The organism is Azospirillum aestuarii, assembly GCF_016632405.1.
GTDB classification, from domain to species: domain Bacteria; phylum Pseudomonadota; class Alphaproteobacteria; order Azospirillales; family Azospirillaceae; genus Azospirillum; species Azospirillum aestuarii.
In genome coordinates, this window is sequence record NZ_JAEPIV010000017.1 from 40,723 (window position 1) to 60,138 (window position 19,416).

19 protein-coding genes are annotated in these 19,416 nt (G+C 65.3%); 10 read left to right on the forward strand and 9 right to left on the reverse strand.

Going from position 1 to position 19,416, the window contains the following annotated elements; all coding sequences use genetic code 11:
• Position 1: 1 nt before the first annotated feature.
• Positions 2-1,312: a hypothetical protein gene (locus JJL56_RS23075; RefSeq protein WP_200486465.1), complete on the forward strand. Its 1,311-nt coding sequence runs from the start codon at positions 2-4 to the stop codon at positions 1,310-1,312.
• A gap of 19 nt (positions 1,313-1,331) precedes the next feature.
• Complete coding sequence (locus JJL56_RS23080; RefSeq protein WP_200486466.1) at positions 1,332-1,712, forward strand: hypothetical protein; 381 nt, start codon at positions 1,332-1,334, stop codon at positions 1,710-1,712.
• Here the strand turns inward: JJL56_RS23080 and JJL56_RS23085 are convergent.
• The 3 genes from JJL56_RS23085 to JJL56_RS23095 form a co-directional block, all read right to left on the reverse strand.
• Entirely contained in the window at positions 1,709-2,635 is a 927-nt protein-coding gene (locus JJL56_RS23085; RefSeq protein ID WP_014198227.1) for a DMT family transporter, read from the reverse strand. The two genes, JJL56_RS23080 and JJL56_RS23085, sit on opposite strands and share 4 nt — an antisense overlap.
• Positions 2,636-2,720: 85 nt before the next feature.
• A complete protein-coding gene (locus JJL56_RS23090) occupies positions 2,721-3,923 on the reverse strand; it encodes a CaiB/BaiF CoA transferase family protein (RefSeq protein WP_200486467.1) in 1,203 nt (400 codons plus the stop codon).
• Between the two features lie 170 nt (positions 3,924-4,093).
• Positions 4,094-5,296, reverse strand: a complete 1,203-nt coding sequence (locus tag JJL56_RS23095; protein WP_145628406.1) for an acyl-CoA dehydrogenase — start codon at positions 5,294-5,296, stop codon at positions 4,094-4,096.
• A gap of 108 nt (positions 5,297-5,404) precedes the next feature.
• On the opposite strand from JJL56_RS23095, the gene JJL56_RS23100 reads away from it, so the two are divergent.
• The 5 genes from JJL56_RS23100 to JJL56_RS23120 all read left to right on the forward strand — a co-directional run bounded on the left by JJL56_RS23100 (position 5,405) and on the right by JJL56_RS23120 (position 11,123).
• Positions 5,405-6,322, forward strand: a complete 918-nt coding sequence (locus JJL56_RS23100) for a LysR substrate-binding domain-containing protein (RefSeq protein WP_200486468.1) — start codon at positions 5,405-5,407, stop codon at positions 6,320-6,322.
• 301 nt (positions 6,323-6,623) lie between these two features.
• A complete protein-coding gene (locus JJL56_RS23105) occupies positions 6,624-7,721 on the forward strand; it encodes an ABC transporter ATP-binding protein (protein WP_247889618.1) in 1,098 nt (365 codons plus the stop codon).
• Positions 7,722-7,816: 95 nt separating this feature from the next.
• Positions 7,817-8,863, forward strand: a complete 1,047-nt coding sequence (locus tag JJL56_RS23110) for an ABC transporter substrate-binding protein (protein WP_145628402.1) — start codon at positions 7,817-7,819, stop codon at positions 8,861-8,863.
• A 170-nt stretch (positions 8,864-9,033) separates the two neighbouring features.
• Entirely contained in the window at positions 9,034-10,296 is a 1,263-nt protein-coding gene (locus JJL56_RS23115) for an ABC transporter permease (protein ID WP_145628399.1), read from the forward strand.
• The gene (locus JJL56_RS23120; protein ID WP_186453036.1) at positions 10,293-11,123 is read left to right on the forward strand and encodes an ABC transporter permease; all 831 of its coding nucleotides are present in this window, start codon (positions 10,293-10,295) and stop codon (positions 11,121-11,123) included. Before JJL56_RS23115 ends, JJL56_RS23120 begins: the two co-directional genes overlap by 4 nt.
• A gap of 61 nt (positions 11,124-11,184) precedes the next feature.
• Here the strand turns inward: JJL56_RS23120 and JJL56_RS23125 are convergent, their stop codons facing one another.
• Positions 11,185-11,769, reverse strand: coding sequence for a cupin domain-containing protein (locus JJL56_RS23125; protein WP_145628397.1), 585 nt, complete (start codon positions 11,767-11,769; stop codon positions 11,185-11,187).
• Positions 11,770-11,909: 140 nt separating this feature from the next.
• On the opposite strand from JJL56_RS23125, the gene gabD reads away from it, so the two are divergent.
• The 3 genes from gabD to JJL56_RS23140 all read left to right on the forward strand — a co-directional run bounded on the left by gabD (position 11,910) and on the right by JJL56_RS23140 (position 15,688).
• The gene (gene gabD / locus JJL56_RS23130; RefSeq protein WP_200486469.1) at positions 11,910-13,370 is read left to right on the forward strand and encodes an NADP-dependent succinate-semialdehyde dehydrogenase; all 1,461 of its coding nucleotides are present in this window, start codon (positions 11,910-11,912) and stop codon (positions 13,368-13,370) included.
• Between the two features lie 28 nt (positions 13,371-13,398).
• Positions 13,399-14,685 (forward strand): 4-aminobutyrate--2-oxoglutarate transaminase, encoded by a 1,287-nt coding sequence (gene gabT, locus JJL56_RS23135; RefSeq protein ID WP_200486470.1) that lies wholly within the window; start codon positions 13,399-13,401, stop codon positions 14,683-14,685.
• Positions 14,686-14,803: 118 nt separating this feature from the next.
• The gene (locus tag JJL56_RS23140) at positions 14,804-15,688 is read left to right on the forward strand and encodes a CgeB family protein (RefSeq protein ID WP_200486471.1); all 885 of its coding nucleotides are present in this window, start codon (positions 14,804-14,806) and stop codon (positions 15,686-15,688) included.
• Positions 15,689-15,697: 9 nt separating this feature from the next.
• Here the strand turns inward: JJL56_RS23140 and JJL56_RS23145 are convergent, their stop codons facing one another.
• The 5 genes from JJL56_RS23145 to JJL56_RS23165 all read right to left on the reverse strand — a co-directional run bounded on the left by JJL56_RS23145 (position 15,698) and on the right by JJL56_RS23165 (position 19,123).
• Positions 15,698-16,063 (reverse strand): DUF1428 domain-containing protein, encoded by a 366-nt coding sequence (locus JJL56_RS23145; protein WP_145628391.1) that lies wholly within the window; start codon positions 16,061-16,063, stop codon positions 15,698-15,700.
• Positions 16,064-16,103: 40 nt separating this feature from the next.
• Positions 16,104-16,538 (reverse strand): VOC family protein, encoded by a 435-nt coding sequence (locus JJL56_RS23150; protein WP_145628389.1) that lies wholly within the window; start codon positions 16,536-16,538, stop codon positions 16,104-16,106.
• A gap of 34 nt (positions 16,539-16,572) precedes the next feature.
• Complete coding sequence (locus JJL56_RS23155; RefSeq protein ID WP_145628387.1) at positions 16,573-17,037, reverse strand: SRPBCC family protein; 465 nt, start codon at positions 17,035-17,037, stop codon at positions 16,573-16,575.
• Entirely contained in the window at positions 17,024-17,674 is a 651-nt protein-coding gene (locus JJL56_RS23160) for a TetR/AcrR family transcriptional regulator (protein ID WP_145628386.1), read from the reverse strand. The genes JJL56_RS23155 and JJL56_RS23160 overlap by 14 nt, the downstream gene beginning before the upstream one ends.
• A gap of 273 nt (positions 17,675-17,947) precedes the next feature.
• A complete protein-coding gene (locus tag JJL56_RS23165; protein ID WP_200486473.1) occupies positions 17,948-19,123 on the reverse strand; it encodes a hypothetical protein in 1,176 nt (391 codons plus the stop codon).
• Positions 19,124-19,416 lie beyond the last annotated feature (293 nt).

Here is a 19,416-nt window from a genome sequence, read left to right on the forward strand (position 1 = left end):
CATGACCACGGACCCCAAGGCCCTTCTCAGCCTCGGCACCAAGCTGCTGGACATCGACGAGGCCCGGTTCCGGCAGGTGGTCGATCTGTTGCAGCAGATCGGCGACCATCCGGAGGTCCGGCACACCTTCTCGCTGATCCGCCCCCGTCTGGCGGAGGTGCGGCCCCGGCGGCGCGCGACCTTTAAGCGGCTGTTCTGCGAACCGTTCGAGGACCTGTTCCAGCTTCCCACCGGCAACCAGCCGGCTCCGCTGAACAAGGTGGACCGCGACGCCGTCAACGCCCTGTGGCCGCTGGTGGAAGGACGGATCGGCAAGGAGCGGCTGCGCGGCGTCGCCGGCGCGCTGGGCGACGGCGCATCGCGGGCGGAGCCGGCCCGCGCCTTCTGGTCCATGGCCTCCGCCGCCGTGGCCGACATTCTGGAGCAGACGGAAACGGGGCGCTTCGCGGACGAACTGGGGCTGCGGCTGAATCCCGACCGCCTCCGCACCATCGAGGACATCGCCCGCATCCTGACCATCGCCCAGCCGGTGGCCGAACTGAAGGCCGTCCTGTCGCCCAAGCCGATCCAGAAGCTGCACAAGGACCACCTGGACGGCATCCAGGCCATCGGGCGGCTGGTCGCGCGCGGGCGGCCGGAAGCGCTGAAGCTGTTCATCCTGCTGGCCGCGGCCCGCCTGTCCGACCCGTCGATCCTGCTGGGCAACCTGTGGGACATGGATCTGGGCCAGAAGTCCAGCGACCGCGCCGCCCTGTTCCTGGATCTCAGCGGCACGGTGGTGGCGCAGATCGAGGAACGGTCGCGCGGCGCCTCCGCCGCGGCCGGCGGCACGGTGGACCGCATGGCCGCCGCCAACCTCGCGGTCGATCTGGTGGCCAGCCTGGAGGCCACGCGCAATGCCATGGAGCACAGCCGCAACAAGGACTTCGACCAGCGGCTGAAGATCATCCGGAACTCCGTGCACGAGCTGGTGCGCACCCAGGTGCTCGATGGGGCTGAAACCGAAATCCTCGCCGCGGTGGAGACCGTGGCTCCCGGCACCGACACGGCGCGGATGGCGCAGGCGGAGAACCAGGCCCGCGCCCTGCGCAAATGCTCGACCATCGCCGACACGCTGGGCCTGCGCGGCGAGCTGAAGAGCGTGACCCAGCAGGCCACCGCCTCGCTGACGGGCACGGCGCGGCAGTCGCTGGCCGACGGCGTCGGCGACATGCGGACCGGCTACACCGCCATCCGCATGATCGAGCTGATTGCCGGACCGGCGGAGGCCAACCAGATCATGGACGACATCCTGAGAGGTGGACGCCGCTGAGCGGCGCCGGGGAGAGCGCATGAAGCGTCGCGGAGGGTACGTCGGCTGGGCGCTGCCGGAAGCGGATCGCGCCCGCCTGCTGGCCCTGTTCCCGCCGCGCTACGCCCGCACCGTCGCCCATCACGTCACGCTGGCCCACGGCGTCGGGGCGGGCCATCCGCTGCCCACGGAGCGTGAGGGAATGGTCATGGGACTGGCAGACGATGGGGAGGGCGTGCAGGCGCTGGTCGTGTCCATCGCCGGGACGACCGACCGGCCCGGCGGCGGCGCCTACCACGTCACATGGTCGCTGGAACCGGGCCGCCGGGCGGTGGAAGCGAACGCGGTGATCGCCCGCCTCGGCTGGAGTCCGGTGGAGCCGGTTGCCGTCCGGCTGGAGCCGCGCTTCTTCCCGCTTTAAGCGCCGGGACCGCCGCTGGCGTTGGCCTCCGCCGCCGCGCCGCGATTCAGCGCCTGCTCGCGGTGGAAGACGAACAAGCCGCTGCCGATGATGAGCAGCGCGCCGACGATGATGCGCAGGGTCGGCGCCGTTCCCCAGACCAGCAGGTCCAGCACCACCGCCCAGATGATCGACACATACTGGAACGGCACCACGACCGCCGCCGGGCTGAGCTGGAGCGAGCGGTTCATCGCCGCGTGCCCGGCCAGAGCCGTGACGCCCAGCGCCCCCAGGAGCAGGAAATCCAGCCCCGGCGGCGGCACCCAGACCAGCGGCAGCGCCGCACTGCCGAGCAGGCCGGTGCCGAAGGTCTGGAAGCTGACCAGGGACAGGTTGCTCGAATCGCGCAGCAAGCGGGTGGAGATCAGGCCGGTGGAGAAGACCAGCGTGCCGAACAGGGCGACCAGCGACGGCACCGCGTCGAACTGGCCCGTTGGGTTCAGCACGATCACCACCCCGGCGAAACCGACCACCACCGCGGCCCAGCGGCGCCAGCCCACCTTTTCGCCGAGCAGCGGCACCGACAGCGCGGTGACGATCAGCGGGGCGGCCATGTAGATGGTCATGACGTTGGCGAGCGGCAGCGACCGCACCGCCCAGTAGAAGCAGGCGACCTCCCCCGCCACGCAGCCGACGCGCAGAAGATGCAACGGCAGCCGCTTCACCGCGAAGACGGACCGCACCCCCTCGCGCAGGATCAGCGGGGCCAGCAGCATCGCGCCGAACAGGCTGCGGATGGCCAGCAGCATCGCCACCGGATAGTCGGCGACCAGCCATTTGCCGAGCGCGTCGTTGACGGTGAACAGCGACATGCCCAGCAGCATCAGCAGGATGCCCAGGCGGGTGTCGGTGGCGGCGGAGGACGGGGTGCTGGAGGCGATCATCTCGGTTCACGCAAAAAATCCCTCCCCCCGCGCACGGCGGGGGAAGGGATGGGACAGGGGCGGCAAAATGACGGGTCTGCGCGGTTCAGACCACGCCCTTCTCCCGCAGGGCCGCGATGTCCGCCGCGCATAGGCCCAGCGCCTGCTCCAGCACGGCGTCGGTGTGCTGGCCGAGCGTCGGCGGGGCCACCGTGTGCTCGATGGGGGTCGCGGAGTAGCGGATCGGGCTCGCCACGGTCGGCACCGTCCCGGCGGTCGGGTGCGGCAGGTCCTGGTGGATGTGGCGGGCCCGGACGTGGGGGTCGGCGAAGACCTGCGACACGTCGTTGATCGGCCCGCAGGGCACGCCCACCGCCTCCAGCGCCGACAGCCAGTCGCGGCTGGTCCGCTGCTCCAGCAGAAGTTCCAGGATCGGCACCAGCTCCTTGCGGTTGGCGACGCGGGCCGGGTTGGTGGCGTAGCGCGGGTCCTGCGCCAGCTCCGGACGCCCGGCGACCTGACAGAACTTGGCGAACTGCCCGTCGTTGCCGACCGCCAGGATGATGTGGCCGTCCAGCGTGGCGAAGGCCTGATAGGGCACGATGTTCGGATGCGCGTTGCCCAGCCGCTGCGGCGCCTTGCCGCCGACCAGATAGTTCATGGCCTGGTTTGCCAGCACCGCCACCTGCACGTCGAGCAGGGCGAGGTTCACCCACTGTCCCTCCCCCGTTCGCTCGCGGTGGGCCAGCGCGCCGAGCACGCCGATGGTGGCGTAGAGGCCGGTGAAGACGTCGGTGACCGCGACGCCGACCTTGACCGGCCCGCCGCCCGCCTCGGCGTCCGGCTGGCCGGTGATGCTCATCAGCCCGCCCATGCCCTGGATCATGAAATCGTAGCCGGCGCGCTTGGCGTAGGGGCCGTCCTGACCGAACCCGGTGATCGAGCAGTAGACGAGGCCCGGATTGATCGCCTTCAGGCTGTCATAGTCCAGCCCGTACTTGACCAGCCCGCCGACCTTGAAGTTCTCGATCACGACATCGGCCTGGGCGGCCAGCTTGCGGACCAGCTCCTGCCCCTCCGGGCGCTCGAAGTCGATGGTGATCGACCGCTTGCCACGGTTGGTCGAGAGGAAATAGGCCGACTCCTCCCCGGCCCAGGGGGGACCCCAGGCGCGGGTGTCGTCCCCGGCGCCGGGCCGTTCGACCTTGATGACGTCGGCGCCGAGATCGGCCAGCGTCTGCGCCGCCCACGGCCCGGCGAGCACGCGGGAGAGTTCCAGGACACGGACATGGGAAAGCGGGCCGGGCATGGTGGGGGTCCTTCACGAAATCTGAAATCCCCTCTCCCCTCTGGGGAGAGGGTCAGGGTGAGGGGGCGCCCGCCAGGGCGTCCACGCAGCCTCATTGCAGCGCGTGTCCGGCCTTCGGCCGCCCCCTCATCCAACCTTCTCCCCAGAAGGGAGAAGGCTCTTTACTCACCTCACGCGAAGGCCTGGATGCCGGTGATGGCGCGGCCCAGGATCAGGGCATGGATGTCGTGCGTGCCCTCATAGGTGTTCACCGCCTCCAGGTTCATCACATGGCGGATGACGTGGAACTCGTCGGCGATGCCGTTGCCGCCGTGCATGTCACGGGCGACGCGGGCGATCTCCAGGGCCTTGCCGCAGTTGTTGCGCTTGATGAGCGAGATCATCTCCGGCGCCGCCTTGCCGGCGTCGAGCAGGCGGCCGACCTGCAGCGCGGCCTGGAGGCCGAGCGCGATCTCCGTCTGCATGTTGGCGAACTTGAGTTGCGGAATCTGGTTCGCGGCCAGCGGGCGGCCGAACTGCTTGCGGTCGATCTGGTACTGGCGGGCGGCGTGGAAGCAGAACTCGGCGGCGCCCATGGCGCCCCAGGCGATGCCGTAGCGGGCGCGGTTCAGGCAGCCGAACGGGCCGACGATGCCCTCGATGTTCGGCAGGCGGTTCTCCTCCGGCACGAAGACCTCGTCCATGACGATCTCGCCGGTGGCCGAGGCGCGCAGCGAGAACTTGCCCTCGATCTTCGGCGCCGACAGGCCCTTCATGCCCTTTTCGAGCACGAAACCGTTGATCTTGCCCTCGTCGTTCTTCGCCCAGACGACGAAGACGTCGGCGACCGGCGAGTTGGTGATCCACATCTTCGCGCCGCTGACGATGTAGCCGTCCGCGACCTTCTTCGCGCGGGTCTTCATGCCGGCGGGGTCGGAGCCGGCGTCCGGCTCGGTCAGGCCGAAGCAGCCGATCCACTCGCCGGTGGCGAGCTTGGGCAGGTACTTCTCGCGCTGGGCGTCGCTGCCGTAGGCGTAGATCGGGTGCATGACCAGCGAGGACTGCACCGACATGGCAGAGCGGTAGCCGCTGTCCACCCGCTCGACCTCGCGGGCGACCAGACCGTAGGAGACGTAATTGACCCCGGCGCAGCCGTAGCCGTCGATGGTGGAGCCGAGGAAGCCCAGCTCGCCCATCTCGTTCATGATCTCGCGGTGGAAGATCTCGTGCCGGTTGGCCTCGGTCACGCGCGGCAGCAGCTTGTCCTGGCAATAGCTGCGCGCGGCGTCGCGGATCATCCGCTCGTCCTCGGTCAGCTGCTCGTCGAGGAGCAGCGGGTCCTCCCAGGCGAAGGAAGCGAGCTTGGCGGAGGCGGCTCCGGTCTTGGCGGCCATATTCAGTGTCTCCCTAGGTCCGATGCGCCCCAACATGGCGCGGTCTCTTTCATGGTTCAAATACATTTATCAGGGGACTTTAATATGATCCTCATATAAGAAACTGGCATGGACCTGCGCCATCTCCGCCATTTCGTCGCCGTCGCCGAGGAGCTGCATTTCAGCCGTGCCGCCGCCCGGCTGGGCATCGGTCAGCCGCCGCTCAGCCAGTCGATCCAGGCGCTGGAGGCCGAACTCGGCGCCCGCCTGTTCGAGCGCACCAAGCGCCGGGTCGAGCTGACCGAGCCGGGGCAACTCCTTCTCGGCGAGGCGCGGGAGATCCTGGCGCGGGCGGAACGCGCCGCCGTGCTGACCCGCCGCGCCGCCAAGGGAGAGGTCGGCGAGCTGCGCGTCGGCTTTACCGCGGCGGCGCCCTTCCTGCCGATGGTGCCGCGGATCATCGACGCCTACCGCCGCGCCCATCCCGACGTGCATCTGACCCTGGTCGAGCTGCCGTCCAAGCAGCAGTTGACGGCGCTGGCCGACCGCCGGCTCGACGTCGGCTTCATCCGGGAGCCGCGCTTCATCCCCGAGCCCGAGTCCTTCCGCTTCCACGACGTGGTGCGGGAGCCGCTGCTGGCGGTGATGCGCGCCGACCATCCGCTGGCCGGGCGGGAGGTCGTGCCGCTGGCGGCGCTGCGCGACGAGCCCTTCGTCTTCTACCCCGCCGATTTCGGCACCAGCACGCACGAGCAGGTCTTCGCGCTGTGCGCCGCCGCCGGATTCCGCCCCAACGTGACCCAGGACGCGCGGGAAGCCTTCACCATCATCGGGCTGATCGCCGCCGGGCTGGGCGTGTCGATTCTGCCCGGCCAGCTTCGGCAGGTGGCCTTGGAAGGGGTGGTGTACCGGCCGCTCGACACGCCGGACGCCGTCACCACCCTGCAACTGGCCCAACGCAGCAACGAAAATTCGCCCCTGGTGAAAAAATTCACCGGCCTCGTGGAGCGGATCGTTCCTTTTGTACCGCCCATCTCCGGCGCGTGAGCGGCGACTCGGGAAAAATCGCCCCTCCGGACCCCAAACCTCCCAAAGTCTGGGTTTTCAAGCGGTCAAGGAAGGAGCAAACTCCCGTTCAAACCGCGTGCACAGTCTTCGCAGATGCACAAAATTTCGTCACGCCGATGCTGAACCGTTGAATTGATCACAATGCGAGCATCGGGCTTGTCGAATTTATTAAACGGGTATACCGTCTGGCCCATTGCATAGGTCCTGTGTCGGGAACGCAACCCTGACCCCGGACCGCGCTCGGGACACCTCGGACGGGGGGAGGATGATGGACGGCGGCATGGTCACGACCGCACAGGCACTGGTGCGCTTCGTCGGGGTCCAGAAGACCTATGACGGCGAACACCTCGTGGTGAAGAACCTCGACCTCGACATCAAGAAGGGCGAGTTCGTCACCCTGCTCGGCCCTTCGGGCTCGGGCAAGACGACCACGCTGATGATGCTGGCCGGCTTCGAGGTCCCCACCCACGGCGATATCTATCTCGCCGACCGGCCGATCAAGAACATGCCGCCGCACAAGCGCGACATCGGCATGGTCTTCCAGAACTACGCGCTGTTCCCCCACCTGACGATCGAGGAGAACGTCGCCTTCCCGCTGACCGTGCGCAAGATGTCGCGGTCAGAGGTGAAGGAGCGGGTGCGGTCGGCGCTGCGCATGATCAAGCTGGAGACTCTGGCGCACCGCCATCCCGGCCAGCTGTCGGGCGGACAGCAGCAGCGCGTGGCGCTTGCCCGCGCGCTGGTCTTCAACCCGCAGCTCGTCCTGATGGACGAGCCGCTGGGCGCGCTGGACAAGCGGCTGCGCGAGCACATGCAGCTCGAGATCAAGCAGCTGCACGAGACGATGGGCATCACCGTCGTCTACGTCACCCACGACCAGAGCGAGGCGCTGACCATGTCGGACCGCATCGCTGTGTTCAACGACGGCATCGTGCAGCAGATCGACAAGCCGGACGCGCTTTACGAACGCCCGGTCAACAGCTTCGTCGCCAACTTCATCGGCGAGAACAACGTACTGGCCGGCACCGTCGAGAATATCGAACAGGGCTTCTGCCGGGTGGCGCTGGCGTCGGGCGGTTCGGTCGTGGCCCAGGCGGTCAACGTGGCCGGCGCCGGGGCCGCCACCGCGCTGTCGGTCCGGCCGGAGCGCGTCAGCATCCTGACCGACGGGCAGGCGCCGGACGGCATGAACGCCCTGCCCGCCCATGTCCAGGACACCATCTATCTCGGCGACCACGCGCTGGCCGTGCTGAAGGTCGCCGGCAACGGGGAATTCATGGTCAAGCTGCCGCCGGGCGCCCATGCGGGACTCAGCCACGGCCAGAGCGTGTCCATCGGCTTCCGCCCCGAGGACTGCCGGGCGCTCGATCCCGTGTGATCGGCCGCACCCGTCCGTCCGGTCTCTCCGGGAGGGGGGACCGGGGGCGCGCAACACCTCCTGACGCAACCACACATAATGAAGGAACGGGGACGATGTCGAAGCTTAAGGTGGCAGTTGGGTTCCTTGCGACGTTCACCGCCGGTGTGGCGCTGGCCACCGCCGCGCAGGCCCGCGACCTGACGGTCGTGTCCTGGGGCGGCGCCTATCAGGAAGCCCAGAAGAAGGTGTTCTTCGAGCCGTTCAAGAAGGCCGGCACCCCGATGAACGACGAGTCCTGGGACGGCGGCATCGGCGTTCTGCGCGCCAAGGTCCAGGGCGGTGCGGCGACCTGGGACGTCGTGCAGGTGGAAAGCGAGGAACTGGCCGTCGGTTGTGAAGAGGGCCTGTTCGAGACGATGGAGTTCAACCGGATCGGCGGCGAGCAGGCCTACCTGCCGCAGACGGTCGATGCCTGCGGCGTCGGCGCGATCGTGTACGACTTCGTGCTCGGCTACGACAAGGACAAGCTGAAGGACGCGCCGAAGAGCTGGGCCGACTTCTTCGACACCACCAAGTATCCGGGCAAGCGCGGCCTGCGCCAGGGCGCCAAGACTACCCTTGAGATCGCCTTGATGGCCGACGGCGTCGCGCCGAAGGACGTCTACAAGGTTCTGGGCACCGAAGAGGGCCTGGAGCGCGCCTTCAAGAAGCTCGACACCATCAAGAACGACATCGTCTGGTGGAAGGCCGGCGCCCAGCCGCCGCAGCTGCTGGCGTCGGGCGAAGTGGCGATGACGTCCGTCTACAACGGCCGCATCGACGCCGCCAACAAGGCCGAGAAGAAGAACTTCGGCATGGTGTGGAACGGCGCGCTCTACACCATCGACAGCTGGGTGATCCTGAAGGGCAGCCCGAACAAGGAAGCCGCCTACAAGTTCCTGGAGTTCGCCGGCAAGGCGGAGAACCAGGCCAAGCTGTCCGAAAACATCGCCTACGGCACCTCCAACAAGGATGCCCCGTCCAAGCTGGCGCCCGCCGTCCTGAAGGACCTGCCGACCGCTCCGGACAACATGAAGAACGCGGTCGAGATCAGCGTTCCCTTCTGGCTGGAGAACATCGACCGCCTGACCGAGCGCTTCAACAAGTGGGCGGCGAAGTAAGCCGCTTCAGTCTCTGAGTGGTTGCAACGGGCCCCCTCCCTAACCCTCCCCCGCTTTGCAAGGGAGGGGACCAATCTCCCTCCCCTGCGTCAGCGGGGGAGGGCCGGGGTGGGGGCCCACCTCGACCACCCATACACAATCTCTACCGCATTTTTCGAAATAGGCCGCCCATGACAGCCGCGTTCGTCGCCGGCGCCGATGCGTCGTCCGAGGTGCCTCTCAAGCGCCGCCTGAAACGGGCGGAGCGGACGCGCCGGCTCAAGGCCCTGGCGCTGATCCTGCCGCTCCTCCTCTTCCTGCTGTTCACCTTCCTCGGTCCCATCGCCGGCATGCTCTGGCGGTCGGTCGACGACTGGGAGGTGCGTCAGGTCCTGCCCCACACCGTCGCGGCCCTGGCCGACTGGGACGGCAAGGACGTTCCGGGCGAACCCACCTTCGCCGCGCTGGCTGGCGACATCCGCACGGCGCGCGACGCCGGCACCATCGCCATCGCGTCCAAGCGGCTGAACTACGCGCTGAACGGCTTCCGCACCATCATGTCGGGCACGGCGCGCAATCTGAAGACCCTGCCGGAACCCGGCACCGCCAAGGACACCCTGATCGGCATCAACCCGGCCTGGGGCGAACGCGCCACCTGGGTGGCGATCAAGGGCGCCAGCGGGCCGCTCACCAGCTTCTACCTGCTGGGGGCGCTGGACCTGACGCGCAACCTGGACGGCGCCATCGTCGCCGCGCCCGAGGAGCAGGCGATCTACCGCGACGTCTTCGGGCGCACCTTTACCATCAGCTTGGGCGTGACGGTCCTCTGCCTGATCCTGGGCTTCCCGGTCGCCTACATGCTGGCGACGCTGCCCACGGGCCAGTCGAACGTGCTGATGATCTTCGTGCTGCTGCCCTTCTGGACCTCGCTTCTGGTGCGCACCTGCGCCTGGATCGTCGTGCTGCAGAGCGAGGGCATCGTCAACGACAGCCTGCGCTGGATCGGCCTGATCGACGAGCCGCTGCGGCTGATCTACAACCGCTTCGGCGTCTATGTGGCGATGACGCACGTGCTGCTGCCCTTCATGATCCTGCCGCTCTACAGCAGCATGCGGTCGATCTCCCCGGCCTACATGCGGGCCGCGGCGTCGCTCGGCGCCTCGCCGGTCACCGCCTTCCTGCGCATCTACCTGCCGCAGACCGTGCCCGGCATCGGGGCGGGCAGCCTGCTCGTCTTCATCCTGGCCATCGGCTACTACATCACGCCGGCCCTGGTGGGCGGTGCCGCCGACCAGATGATCAGCTACTTCATCGCCTTCTACACGACGGAAACCGTCAACTGGGGTCTGGCCTCGGCGCTGGGTGCGGTGCTTCTGCTCGCCACGCTGCTGCTGGCCGTCGTCTATGGAAAGCTGGTCCACGGCCAGCAGGTCACGGGAGGGATGAAGAATTGAGCCAGAACCACTCCCCCCGCACCACAAGCCAGCGCGTCGCCTGGATCACCACCGTGGTCGTCGCCTCGCTGGTGCTGGTCTTCCTGATGGCGCCGATCCTGGCGATCATGCCGCTGTCCTTCAGCTCCGGCTCCTACCTGACCTACCCGCTGCCGGGCCTGTCGCTGCGCTGGTACGAGGATTTCCTGAACTCGCCACGCTGGGTGTCGTCGCTGAAGAACAGCGTCATCATCGGGGTGGCCTCGACCATCCTGTCGATGGTGCTGGGCACGCTCGCCTCGCTCGGCCTCGCCCAGTGGAAGAGCAAGTTCAAGCCGCTGGTGCTGGCCATCGTGCTGTCGCCGGTCGTCGTGCCGGGCGTCATCACCGCGGTCGGCCTGTACTTCTTCTTCGCACCGCTGGGCCTGACGGGCAGCTACGCCGGGCTGATCCTGGCGCACACGGCGCTGTCCACGCCCTTCGTGGTCATCACGGTCAGCGCGACGCTGCAGAGCTTCGACATGAATCTGGCGCGGGCCGCCGCCTCGCTCGGCGCCTCGCCGATCTATGCCTTCCGCCGGGTGATCCTGCCGCTGATCCTGCCGGGTCTGGCCTCGGGCGCCCTGTTCGCCTTCGCCACCAGCTTCGACGAGGTGGTGGTGGTGCTGTTCATGGCCGGACCGGAGCAGCGCACCCTGCCCCGCGAAATGTTCAGCGGCATCCGCGAGAACATCAGCCCGACCATCACGGCGGCGGCGGTGATCCTGACGACCATCTCGGTCATCCTGCTCGCCACGCTGGAGGCGCTGCGCCGCCGCAACGAGCGGCTGAAGGGCAACCTGCGCTGACATGAAAAAGCCGGGCGGCCGATGGGCGGCCCGGCCTTTCCTCAAATCCGGTGGAGTGATGTCACAGGTACGGCGGGGTGCAGGCGCTGATGATTTCGCATTCCTCGTCGCCGAGGTTGCGGAAGCGGTGCGGGATGCGGCTGTCGAACAGATAGGCATCGCCGGGGCCGAGGATCTCCTTGCGGTCGCCGACCGTCAGCTCGATCCGGCCCTTGATGATGACGCCGCCCTCCTCCGATTCATGCTGGAGCATGGTGCGGCCGCCGGTGTCGGCGCCGGGGGCGTACTTCTCGTGCAGCACCTGGAGGTTGCGGCCGCGCAGGTCGCCCACCTGCCGGAAGGAGATCGAGCCGACCCGGCTCTTCACCAGCCCGGTCAGCTCGACCAGATCGCCGCCCTTGAAGAAGATCTGCTCGCGGGGCGGCAGGTCGTCGGAGGAGAAGAACTCCGCCAGGGTCATCGGAATGCCCTGGAGCACCTTGCGCAGCGAGGAGACGGACGGGCTGCACCGGTTCTGTTCGATCAGCGAGATGGTGCCGTTGGTCACGCCCGCCCGTTGCGCCAACTGGCGCTGGGACAGGGCGTTCGCTTCCCGAACCTGCTTCAGGCGCGCGCCCACGTTGAAATCGACAGCGTCCACATCCATGGATCGGTTCCTCGCTCCTGACCGGAAGGCATACCGGATTCGCGTGTGTGCGTCATTAAAAACTCAACACCCGATTAGGGTTGTTTAATTTATTAAACATGGGTACGCTCCCTTCACATCGCAAATCGAGGCTGATTCCCATGCTGTCGCTGAACGACCAGAGCCTTCTTCGGACGCAAGCCTATGTGAACGGCGCGTGGCGCGACGCCTTCTCCGGCAAGACCTTCGCGGTCACCAACCCGGCGACGGGCGAGGAGCTGGCCCGGGTCGCCGACGTCGGCGCGGAAGAGACGCGGCAGGCCATCAACGCCGCCGACGCCGCCCTGCCGGCCTGGCGCGCCAAGACCGCGAAGGAGCGCGCGGCCATCCTGCGCCGCTGGTTCGAGCTGATCATGGCGGCGCAGGAGGATCTGGCCGTTCTGATGACGCTGGAGCAGGGCAAGCCGCTGGCTGAGGCCCGCGGCGAGGTCGCCTATGGCGCCAGCTTCATCGAGTGGTTCGCCGAGGAGGGCAAGCGGGTCTACGGCGACGTGATCCCCAGCTTCGCCGGCAACAAGCGCATCGTCGTCCTGAAGGAACCGATCGGCGTCGTCGCGGCGATCACCCCGTGGAACTTCCCCAACGCGATGATCACCCGCAAGGTCGGCCCGGCGCTGGCCGCCGGCTGCACCATCGTGGTCAAGCCGGCGGAGGACACCCCGCTGTCCGCTCTGGCGCTGGCCGAGCTGGCCGAGCGCGCCGGCGTGCCGGCCGGGGTGTTTAACATCGTCACCGGGTCCGACCCGGTCGCCATCGGCGGCGAGCTGACCGCCAGCCCGATCGTGCGCAAGCTGTCCTTCACCGGCTCGACCGAGGTCGGCAAGATCCTGATGCGCCAGTCGGCGGACACGGTGAAGAAGGTGTCGCTGGAGCTGGGCGGCAACGCGCCCTTCATCGTGTTCGACGACGCCGACCTGGACGAGGCGGTCAAGGGTGCGCTCGCCTCCAAGTACCGCAACTCCGGCCAGACCTGTGTCTGCGCGAACCGCCTGCTGGTCCAGGCCGGCGTCTACGACGCCTTCGCCGCCAAGCTGGCCGAGGCGGTGAAGCAGATCCGCGTCGGCAACGGCATGGAGGCCGGGGTCACCCAGGGCCCGATGATCAACGGCCAGGCCGTCGAGAAGGTCGAGGAGCTGATGGGCGACGCGCTGGCCAAGGGCGCCACGGTCGCGCTCGGCGGCAAGCGCCATGGCCTGGGCGGCACCTTCTTCGAGCCGACGATCCTGACCGGCGTCACCACCGAGATGCGCGTGGCCCGCGAGGAGATCTTCGGCCCGGTGGCCCCGCTGTTCAAGTTCGAGACGGAGGCCGACGCCATCCGCATGGCGAACGATACCGAGTTCGGTCTGGCGGCCTATTTCTACAGCCGGGACATCGGCCGGGTGTGGCGCGTGGCCGAGCAGCTGGAATACGGCATGGTCGGGATCAACGAAGGCATCCTGTCGACCGAGGTCGCGCCGTTCGGCGGCATCAAGCAGTCGGGCATCGGGCGGGAAGGCTCCAAGTACGGTGTGGAGGACTTCCTGGAGATCAAGTACCTGTGCGTCGGCCTGGGCGCCTGACGCCATCCTTTCCAATCGGGGGTTTGAGATGAGCAACCAGTCCTTCCAGGATCGTCGCAACGCCGCCGTTCCGCGCGGCCTTGCCAACGCCATGCCGGTCTATGTCGACCGCGCCGAGAACGCCGAGCTGTGGGACGTCGAGGGCAACCGCTTCATCGACTTCGCGGGCGGCATCGCGGTGCTGAACACCGGCCACCGCCATCCGAAGATCATCGAGGCGGTGAAGGCCCAGCTCGACCGCTTCACCCACACCTGCGCGATGGTCACGCCCTACGAGTCCTTCGTGACCCTGGCGGAGCGGCTGAACGCGCTGGTTCCGGGCTCCACGCCGAAGAAGACCGCCTTCTTCACCACCGGTGCCGAAGCCGTCGAGAACGCCGTGAAGATCGCCCGCGCCCACACAGGCCGTCCGGGCGTGATCGCCTTCTCCGGCGCCTTCCACGGCCGCACGCTTCTGGCGATGGCGCTGACCGGCAAGGTCGTGCCCTACAAGGTCGGCTTCGGTCCCTTCCCGGCCGAGGTCTACCACGCGCCCTTCCCCAACGCCTATCGCGGGGTCAGCGTCAAGGACAGCCTGACGGCGCTGGAGCAGCTGTTCAAGTCGGACGTCGACGCCACCCGCGTCGCCGCGATCATCGTGGAGCCGGTGCAGGGTGAGGGCGGCTTCAACATCGCCCCGACGGAGTTCCTGCAGGCGCTGCGCAAGGTCTGCGACGACAACGGCATCCTGCTGATCATCGACGAGATCCAGACCGGCTTCGCCCGCACCGGCAAGATGTTCGCCATCGAGCATTCCGGCGTCGAGCCCGACCTGATGACCATGGCGAAGAGCTTGGCCGGCGGATTCCCGCTGTCGGCGGTCACCGGCAAGGCGGAGATCATGGACGCCCCGATCCCCGGCGGCATCGGCGGCACCTACGCCGGCAGCCCGCTGGCGACCACCGCGGCTCTGGCCGTGCTGGACGTCATCGAGGAGGAGAAGCTGATCCAGCGCTCCAACGACCTGGGCGAGCGCATCGCCGGCCGCTTCCGCAGCATGGCCCAGCGCAACACGCTGTCGGTGATCGGCGACGTGCGCAACCTGGGCGGCATGATCGCCATGGAGCTGGTGAAGGACCGCGGCACCAAGGAGCCGGCGCCGGAGCTGACCAAGGCGCTGGTCGCCAAGGCGGCGGAGAAGGGCCTCGTCCTGCTGTCCTGCGGCACCTACGGCAACGTGATCCGCATCCTGGTTCCGCTGACCGCGTCGGACGCGCTGGTGGACGAGGGCCTGGACATCATCGAGCGCTCCCTGGAGGAGCTGGTTTCGGCCTGATCTTTTCGCGAAGTCCCCTGACTGCACACCCTCCTTCCCGCAAGGGGAGGAGGGTTTCTTTTTGTGCGCCCGCCCGCCCGCGCTTTAGGATGAGGGCGCGGGGCGGAGGGGCAAGCGCATGGCCGGCGGGATCGACATCGTCATCATCAAGAAGAGCGGTCTGGGCGACGCCGGGGCCAGCGTCTTCGCGGAGGTCGCGGAAACCCTGCGTTTCGCGCTGCGCCGCCTGGGCATCGACGCGGAAATCGTGTGGAACCGCGTCGGCCGGCGACGCCGCGCCATCGTCCTGGGCGGGCACGACCTGACGGCGGAGGAAGGCGACCGGCTGCCCAGCGGCACCATCCTCTACAATCTGGAGCAGATCGCCACGCTCCACCCGCGCAACGCCCATTACCTGGACCTGCTGCGCCGCTGCCGGGTGTGGGACTACAGCACGCGAAACATCGCCGATCTGGCCCGCCAGGGCATCCGGGCGCGCCTCGTTCCCATCGGCCATGCCGACGCGATGACCCGCATCCCGAACAGCCCCGCCCCCGGCATCGACGTGCTGTTCTACGGCGCGGTGAACCCGCGCCGCCGCGCGATCCTCGACGCGCTGGGCGAGCGCGGCCTGACCGTGGTCAGCCTCCAGCATTATTACGGAGATCTGCGCGACCGCTTCGTCGCCGACGCCAAGCTGGTGCTGAACCTGCATTACTACGAGGCGGGCATCTTCGAGATCGTCCGCGTCTCGCACCTGCTGTCGAACCGCAAGGCGGTGCTGGCCGAGCGCCACCCCGACACCGAAATCGACCCCGACCTGCTGGACGCCATGGCCTTCGCCCCCTACGACGGGCTGGTCGAGGCCGCCTGCGCGCTGGTCGCCGACGGTGCGCGGCGGGAGGCGCTGGCCGAGGCCGGTTACCGGCGCATGAGGAACCGGGACGCGGTGGCGCTGATGCGCAGCGCCGCCGCGGACCTCGGTCTTTCAAACAGCGAGGCCGGCGCGCTCACCGGCTCCTGAAGCGCCCGTTCACAGCTCGACGACCGGCGCAAACCCGCCGAAGATCAGCCGCTTCCCATCGAAGGGCATCGGATTCGTCTCCGGACTGAACCGCTCGTCGATCTTCATCAACTCTTCCATCCGCCCCATGGCGGCGTCCCGCGTCGCCTTGTCCGGCCATTCGATCCAGGAGAAGACGACCGTCTCGTCCTCCGTCGCCTGCACGGCGCGGCGGAAATCGGTGAGCTTGCCGTTGGGCACATCGTCGCCCCAGCATTCGAGGATGCGCGTCGCGCCAAGCTCCTTGAACACGCTGTCGGCCTTGTTCGCGTGGTCGATGAAGGCCTGCCGGTTGGCCGTCGGAACCGCGATGACGAATCCGTCGATGTAAGCCATGCCCTTCCTCCCTTTTTGATTGAAGCTTCGGCCCCGCCCGTCAGGACGCGGTCGGGTCCGGGCACTTCGCACCGGTGTGGTTCAGCATCCAGGGCGTGCCGAAGCGGTCGGTGACCATGGCAAAGCGATCGGCCCAGAAGGTCTCGCCCGGCGGCATCTCGACGGACCGGGCGTCCTTCGCCAGCACCGCGAAGATACGCTCGAACTCGGCGAGCGACGGCGGGGCGATCTGCACCCGGAATCCCTGCGGCGTGCTGTACATGCTGTCCGGCGAGTCGGACGCCATCACCGTGGTCGCCCCCAGCTTCACCATCATGTTCATCACGAGGTCATCGCCGCCGGGCATGCGGCTGTCCGCATCCGGGGCGTCGCCGTTGCGGAACACGTAGACGATGTCGCCGCCGAGGGTCTCGGCGTAGTGGGTCATCGCCTCCAGGCAGGTCCCGTTGAAGAACAGGTAGATCGTCGGTTCCATGGATTCGTTTCCTCCGGTTAAGACTGTTTTTGGATCAGAGCGTTCTGGCGAGGGCTTCGAGCTGATCGGTCGCTTTGCCCCAGCCTTCGTGGAAGCCCATCTTTTCGTGCTCGTCGCGCGCCTCGGCGCTCCAGTGCATGGCGCGGGCGGTGTAGAGGGTCCGGCCGTCGCCCGCGTCCTCGAAGCGCACCTCGGCGGTCATGAAGGCCCGGCCCGACGGCCGCCAGCCGGGGCGGAAGGCGTCGGTGAAGACGAGACGCCGCCCCTCCTCCACGTCGAGGAAGACGCCGGGCTCGCCGAAGGATTCGCCGTTCGGGCCGTTCATCCGCGTGAAGAACTCGCCGCCCGGCCGCAGGTCCATCCGCGCCTCGGACACGAACCAGGGCTTGGGGCAGAACCACTGTTTCAGCAGCTCGGGTTCGGTCCAGCAGCGCCACAGCGCGCCGCGCGGCGCGTCGAGGCTGCGGGTCAGAACGAGGTCGCGCTCACCTTCCGTCATGGGTGTTCCCTTTCGAACGGGGCTGTGAAAAGAGCAGCGTGAGGTAGCGTTTCAGGTGATCGACGCTGTCCAGCGCATCCTCGCGCCCGCCCGTCGCCTTGGCGAGGATGAAGGCGCCCTGGAGCACGGCCTGGGTGTGCCGCGCGAGGCTCGCCGGGGTCCAGTCGGCCTCGATGCCGCGCGCCGCCATGGCCGCCGCGATGTCCGGTTCGAGCGTCGCCGCGTGGCCGAAGATGCTGGCGGCGCAGGCGTCGCGGATCGCCGGGTGCGACCCGTAGACCTCCTGCGTCATGGTCCCGACGAGGCAGGTGAATTCGGCGGGATCGCCGTCGATGATCGTCTTGCGGAACTCGACATAGCCGAACAGGCGGTCGAGCGGGTCGTCGAGCCGGTGGTACGGCGCGTTCGCGAAGAAGGCCGAGGTGGTTTCCGCCCAATAGGCGGCGGCGGCGACGCCGAGCGCTTCCTTGGTCTCGAAATGATGGAAGAACGCGCCCTTGCTGACCCCCGCCGCCTTGCAGAGATCATCGACGGACGTCGCCGCGAAGCCCTTGGCCCGGATGACGTCCCGCGCCGCTTCGAGGAGCCGGGTGCGGGCGTCGCCGCGTTCGGGGTGATGTTTGGCGGGTCTCGGCATGGGATGAAACATACCGGTCGGTTGGTATATCCGTCAAGTGTGGGGAGAGGGTGTCACGTCATCCGTTGCGGCATGCATGCCGCTTCGGGCGAGCGTGGCGTGACCGCCCCCCCTTGTTCTGAGCTAGGTTAATGGTTTGAAACCAAGGGGCCGAGGTTCTGCTCTCCGCACCTAGGATGCGGACACATTTGCCTCAGGTGCATGATGCTATGCACGCCTCAACACACCAGCGAAATTACCACAAGACGTTTATCAAACGGAACCCTACTGGCTTTATTCGCTCAAAAGCACACCACGATTCGGCTTGTTTGGAAACTTAATGGAGTGTATATCCGATCTATTAAATATGACCGTGTCAACAAATTGATATTCATAGATTTTATCTTTTGCTTTGTTCTTGGATAGTTTATCGCAAGATCTATAGTACCCATCAATACTTTGCTCAATCCCCTTTATATTTTTTGTTACAACAGAAGACGATGTAGAGAACATGATACATGTTTTATAAGCAATAATTTTATTTTTTCCATCCTCCTGAATTGACTTAATGTATAATTCAGCATGCACCCCACCACCAGCGCCGATCAACTTTAATATATACGCCGTCATATTGTTCGATCCCGGATATATAGCCAAAAACATCAGCAAATATAATAAGCACATAAAGAGAATATTCTTGAACCTTAGAGAGATTACTGATTGTATAAGATGAACAGATAATACAATAAAAAAAGCAATGTAATCAGGAGGAACTTTTTCATCGCCAAAATGATAAACCATACTTCCTATCTTGTTTAGATCATTATCATTTCGATACGTTTCATCATATAGAATAAAGGTTAATGTAAATAAGTACATCCACACTATAGACTTAGCGTTAACTTTAAAAAAGAATAAAAAAATTTCTTTGAAGCTAGCTTTTCTGTAATTCTTTCTATTTATTATACACGATAGCCCTGACGAGAAAGCCAACGACAGCATGAAGACTATTATATTTTCTATAGAAAACATATATGAGGATAGTTTACCAAATTTATAAGCTGAATAATGAAAAATAACCTCTATTATAAAAGAAAAATTTATTACCGCATATGGGATTATTTTTTTCTTATTATCGTCACTATTGGATATATAGATTGGGAATAGCTTCCTTATTACGCTATCATCCCTAACCTCCCATATAATAGGCAAAAAAAACACGATAAGAAACACTGTAAATATAACAAAAAAAACCACCATAAATATAGCTATCGTGAAACCAAAAGACGCATCTATTGGAGGTAATGGCGTATTTGTCATAATAATATAATTGGATAACAGTAATATTCCAAAAAAACTTGAGGAAGCAACAACAATTTTTGGTATACTCTTAATATCTATACTTGAAGTGTTGGCAATATTTTTTAAATTATCAATTATTATTCCAAATAAAGATGACTTTTTGGTCATCGCGGCTTCCTTTATTTTGATGCAGACAATATCTACTGGAGAAACTTAGAGTTTACTTACCCAATAAATACCCTTTGGGATTTTGCACGCAAATGAATCATCCAGGACCACAGGATTTCCGAATTATACCACTAGGAGGCATGACATGCTATCGGCAAACGACCTATCTAACGCAGGCATGCGAACTGAAAGATGGATATGAGAATAAATAGAGCTTATCTCATTCCCTAGTGGAAACATCAGCAGCCTGGAGCAGGGCAGACTTCAGCGGCAGCTGCAGGTCCTCGGCCCGG

What these genes read in the sequence shown, in the direction of transcription:
- JJL56_RS23075 (WP_200486465.1), top strand. Translation starts at nt 2, where the DNA reads ATGACCACGGACCCCAAGGCCCTTCTCAGCCTCGGCACCAAGCTGCTG.
- JJL56_RS23080 (WP_200486466.1), top strand. Translation starts at nt 1,332, where the DNA reads ATGAAGCGTCGCGGAGGGTACGTCGGCTGGGCGCTGCCGGAAGCGGAT.
- JJL56_RS23085 (WP_014198227.1), bottom strand. Translation starts at nt 2,635, where the DNA reads ATGATCGCCTCCAGCACCCCGTCCTCCGCCGCCACCGACACCCGCCTG.
- JJL56_RS23090 (WP_200486467.1), bottom strand. Translation starts at nt 3,923, where the DNA reads ATGCCCGGCCCGCTTTCCCATGTCCGTGTCCTGGAACTCTCCCGCGTG.
- JJL56_RS23095 (WP_145628406.1), bottom strand. Translation starts at nt 5,296, where the DNA reads ATGGCCGCCAAGACCGGAGCCGCCTCCGCCAAGCTCGCTTCCTTCGCC.
- JJL56_RS23100 (WP_200486468.1), top strand. Translation starts at nt 5,405, where the DNA reads ATGGACCTGCGCCATCTCCGCCATTTCGTCGCCGTCGCCGAGGAGCTG.
- JJL56_RS23105 (WP_247889618.1), top strand. Translation starts at nt 6,624, where the DNA reads ATGGTCACGACCGCACAGGCACTGGTGCGCTTCGTCGGGGTCCAGAAG.
- JJL56_RS23110 (WP_145628402.1), top strand. Translation starts at nt 7,817, where the DNA reads ATGTCGAAGCTTAAGGTGGCAGTTGGGTTCCTTGCGACGTTCACCGCC.
- JJL56_RS23115 (WP_145628399.1), top strand. Translation starts at nt 9,034, where the DNA reads ATGACAGCCGCGTTCGTCGCCGGCGCCGATGCGTCGTCCGAGGTGCCT.
- JJL56_RS23125 (WP_145628397.1), bottom strand. Translation starts at nt 11,769, where the DNA reads ATGGATGTGGACGCTGTCGATTTCAACGTGGGCGCGCGCCTGAAGCAG.
- gabD (WP_200486469.1), top strand. Translation starts at nt 11,910, where the DNA reads ATGCTGTCGCTGAACGACCAGAGCCTTCTTCGGACGCAAGCCTATGTG.
- gabT (WP_200486470.1), top strand. Translation starts at nt 13,399, where the DNA reads ATGAGCAACCAGTCCTTCCAGGATCGTCGCAACGCCGCCGTTCCGCGC.
- JJL56_RS23140 (WP_200486471.1), top strand. Translation starts at nt 14,804, where the DNA reads ATGGCCGGCGGGATCGACATCGTCATCATCAAGAAGAGCGGTCTGGGC.
- JJL56_RS23145 (WP_145628391.1), bottom strand. Translation starts at nt 16,063, where the DNA reads ATGGCTTACATCGACGGATTCGTCATCGCGGTTCCGACGGCCAACCGG.
- JJL56_RS23150 (WP_145628389.1), bottom strand. Translation starts at nt 16,538, where the DNA reads ATGGAACCGACGATCTACCTGTTCTTCAACGGGACCTGCCTGGAGGCG.
- JJL56_RS23155 (WP_145628387.1), bottom strand. Translation starts at nt 17,037, where the DNA reads ATGACGGAAGGTGAGCGCGACCTCGTTCTGACCCGCAGCCTCGACGCG.
- JJL56_RS23160 (WP_145628386.1), bottom strand. Translation starts at nt 17,674, where the DNA reads ATGCCGAGACCCGCCAAACATCACCCCGAACGCGGCGACGCCCGCACC.
- JJL56_RS23165 (WP_200486473.1), bottom strand. Translation starts at nt 19,123, where the DNA reads ATGACCAAAAAGTCATCTTTATTTGGAATAATAATTGATAATTTAAAA.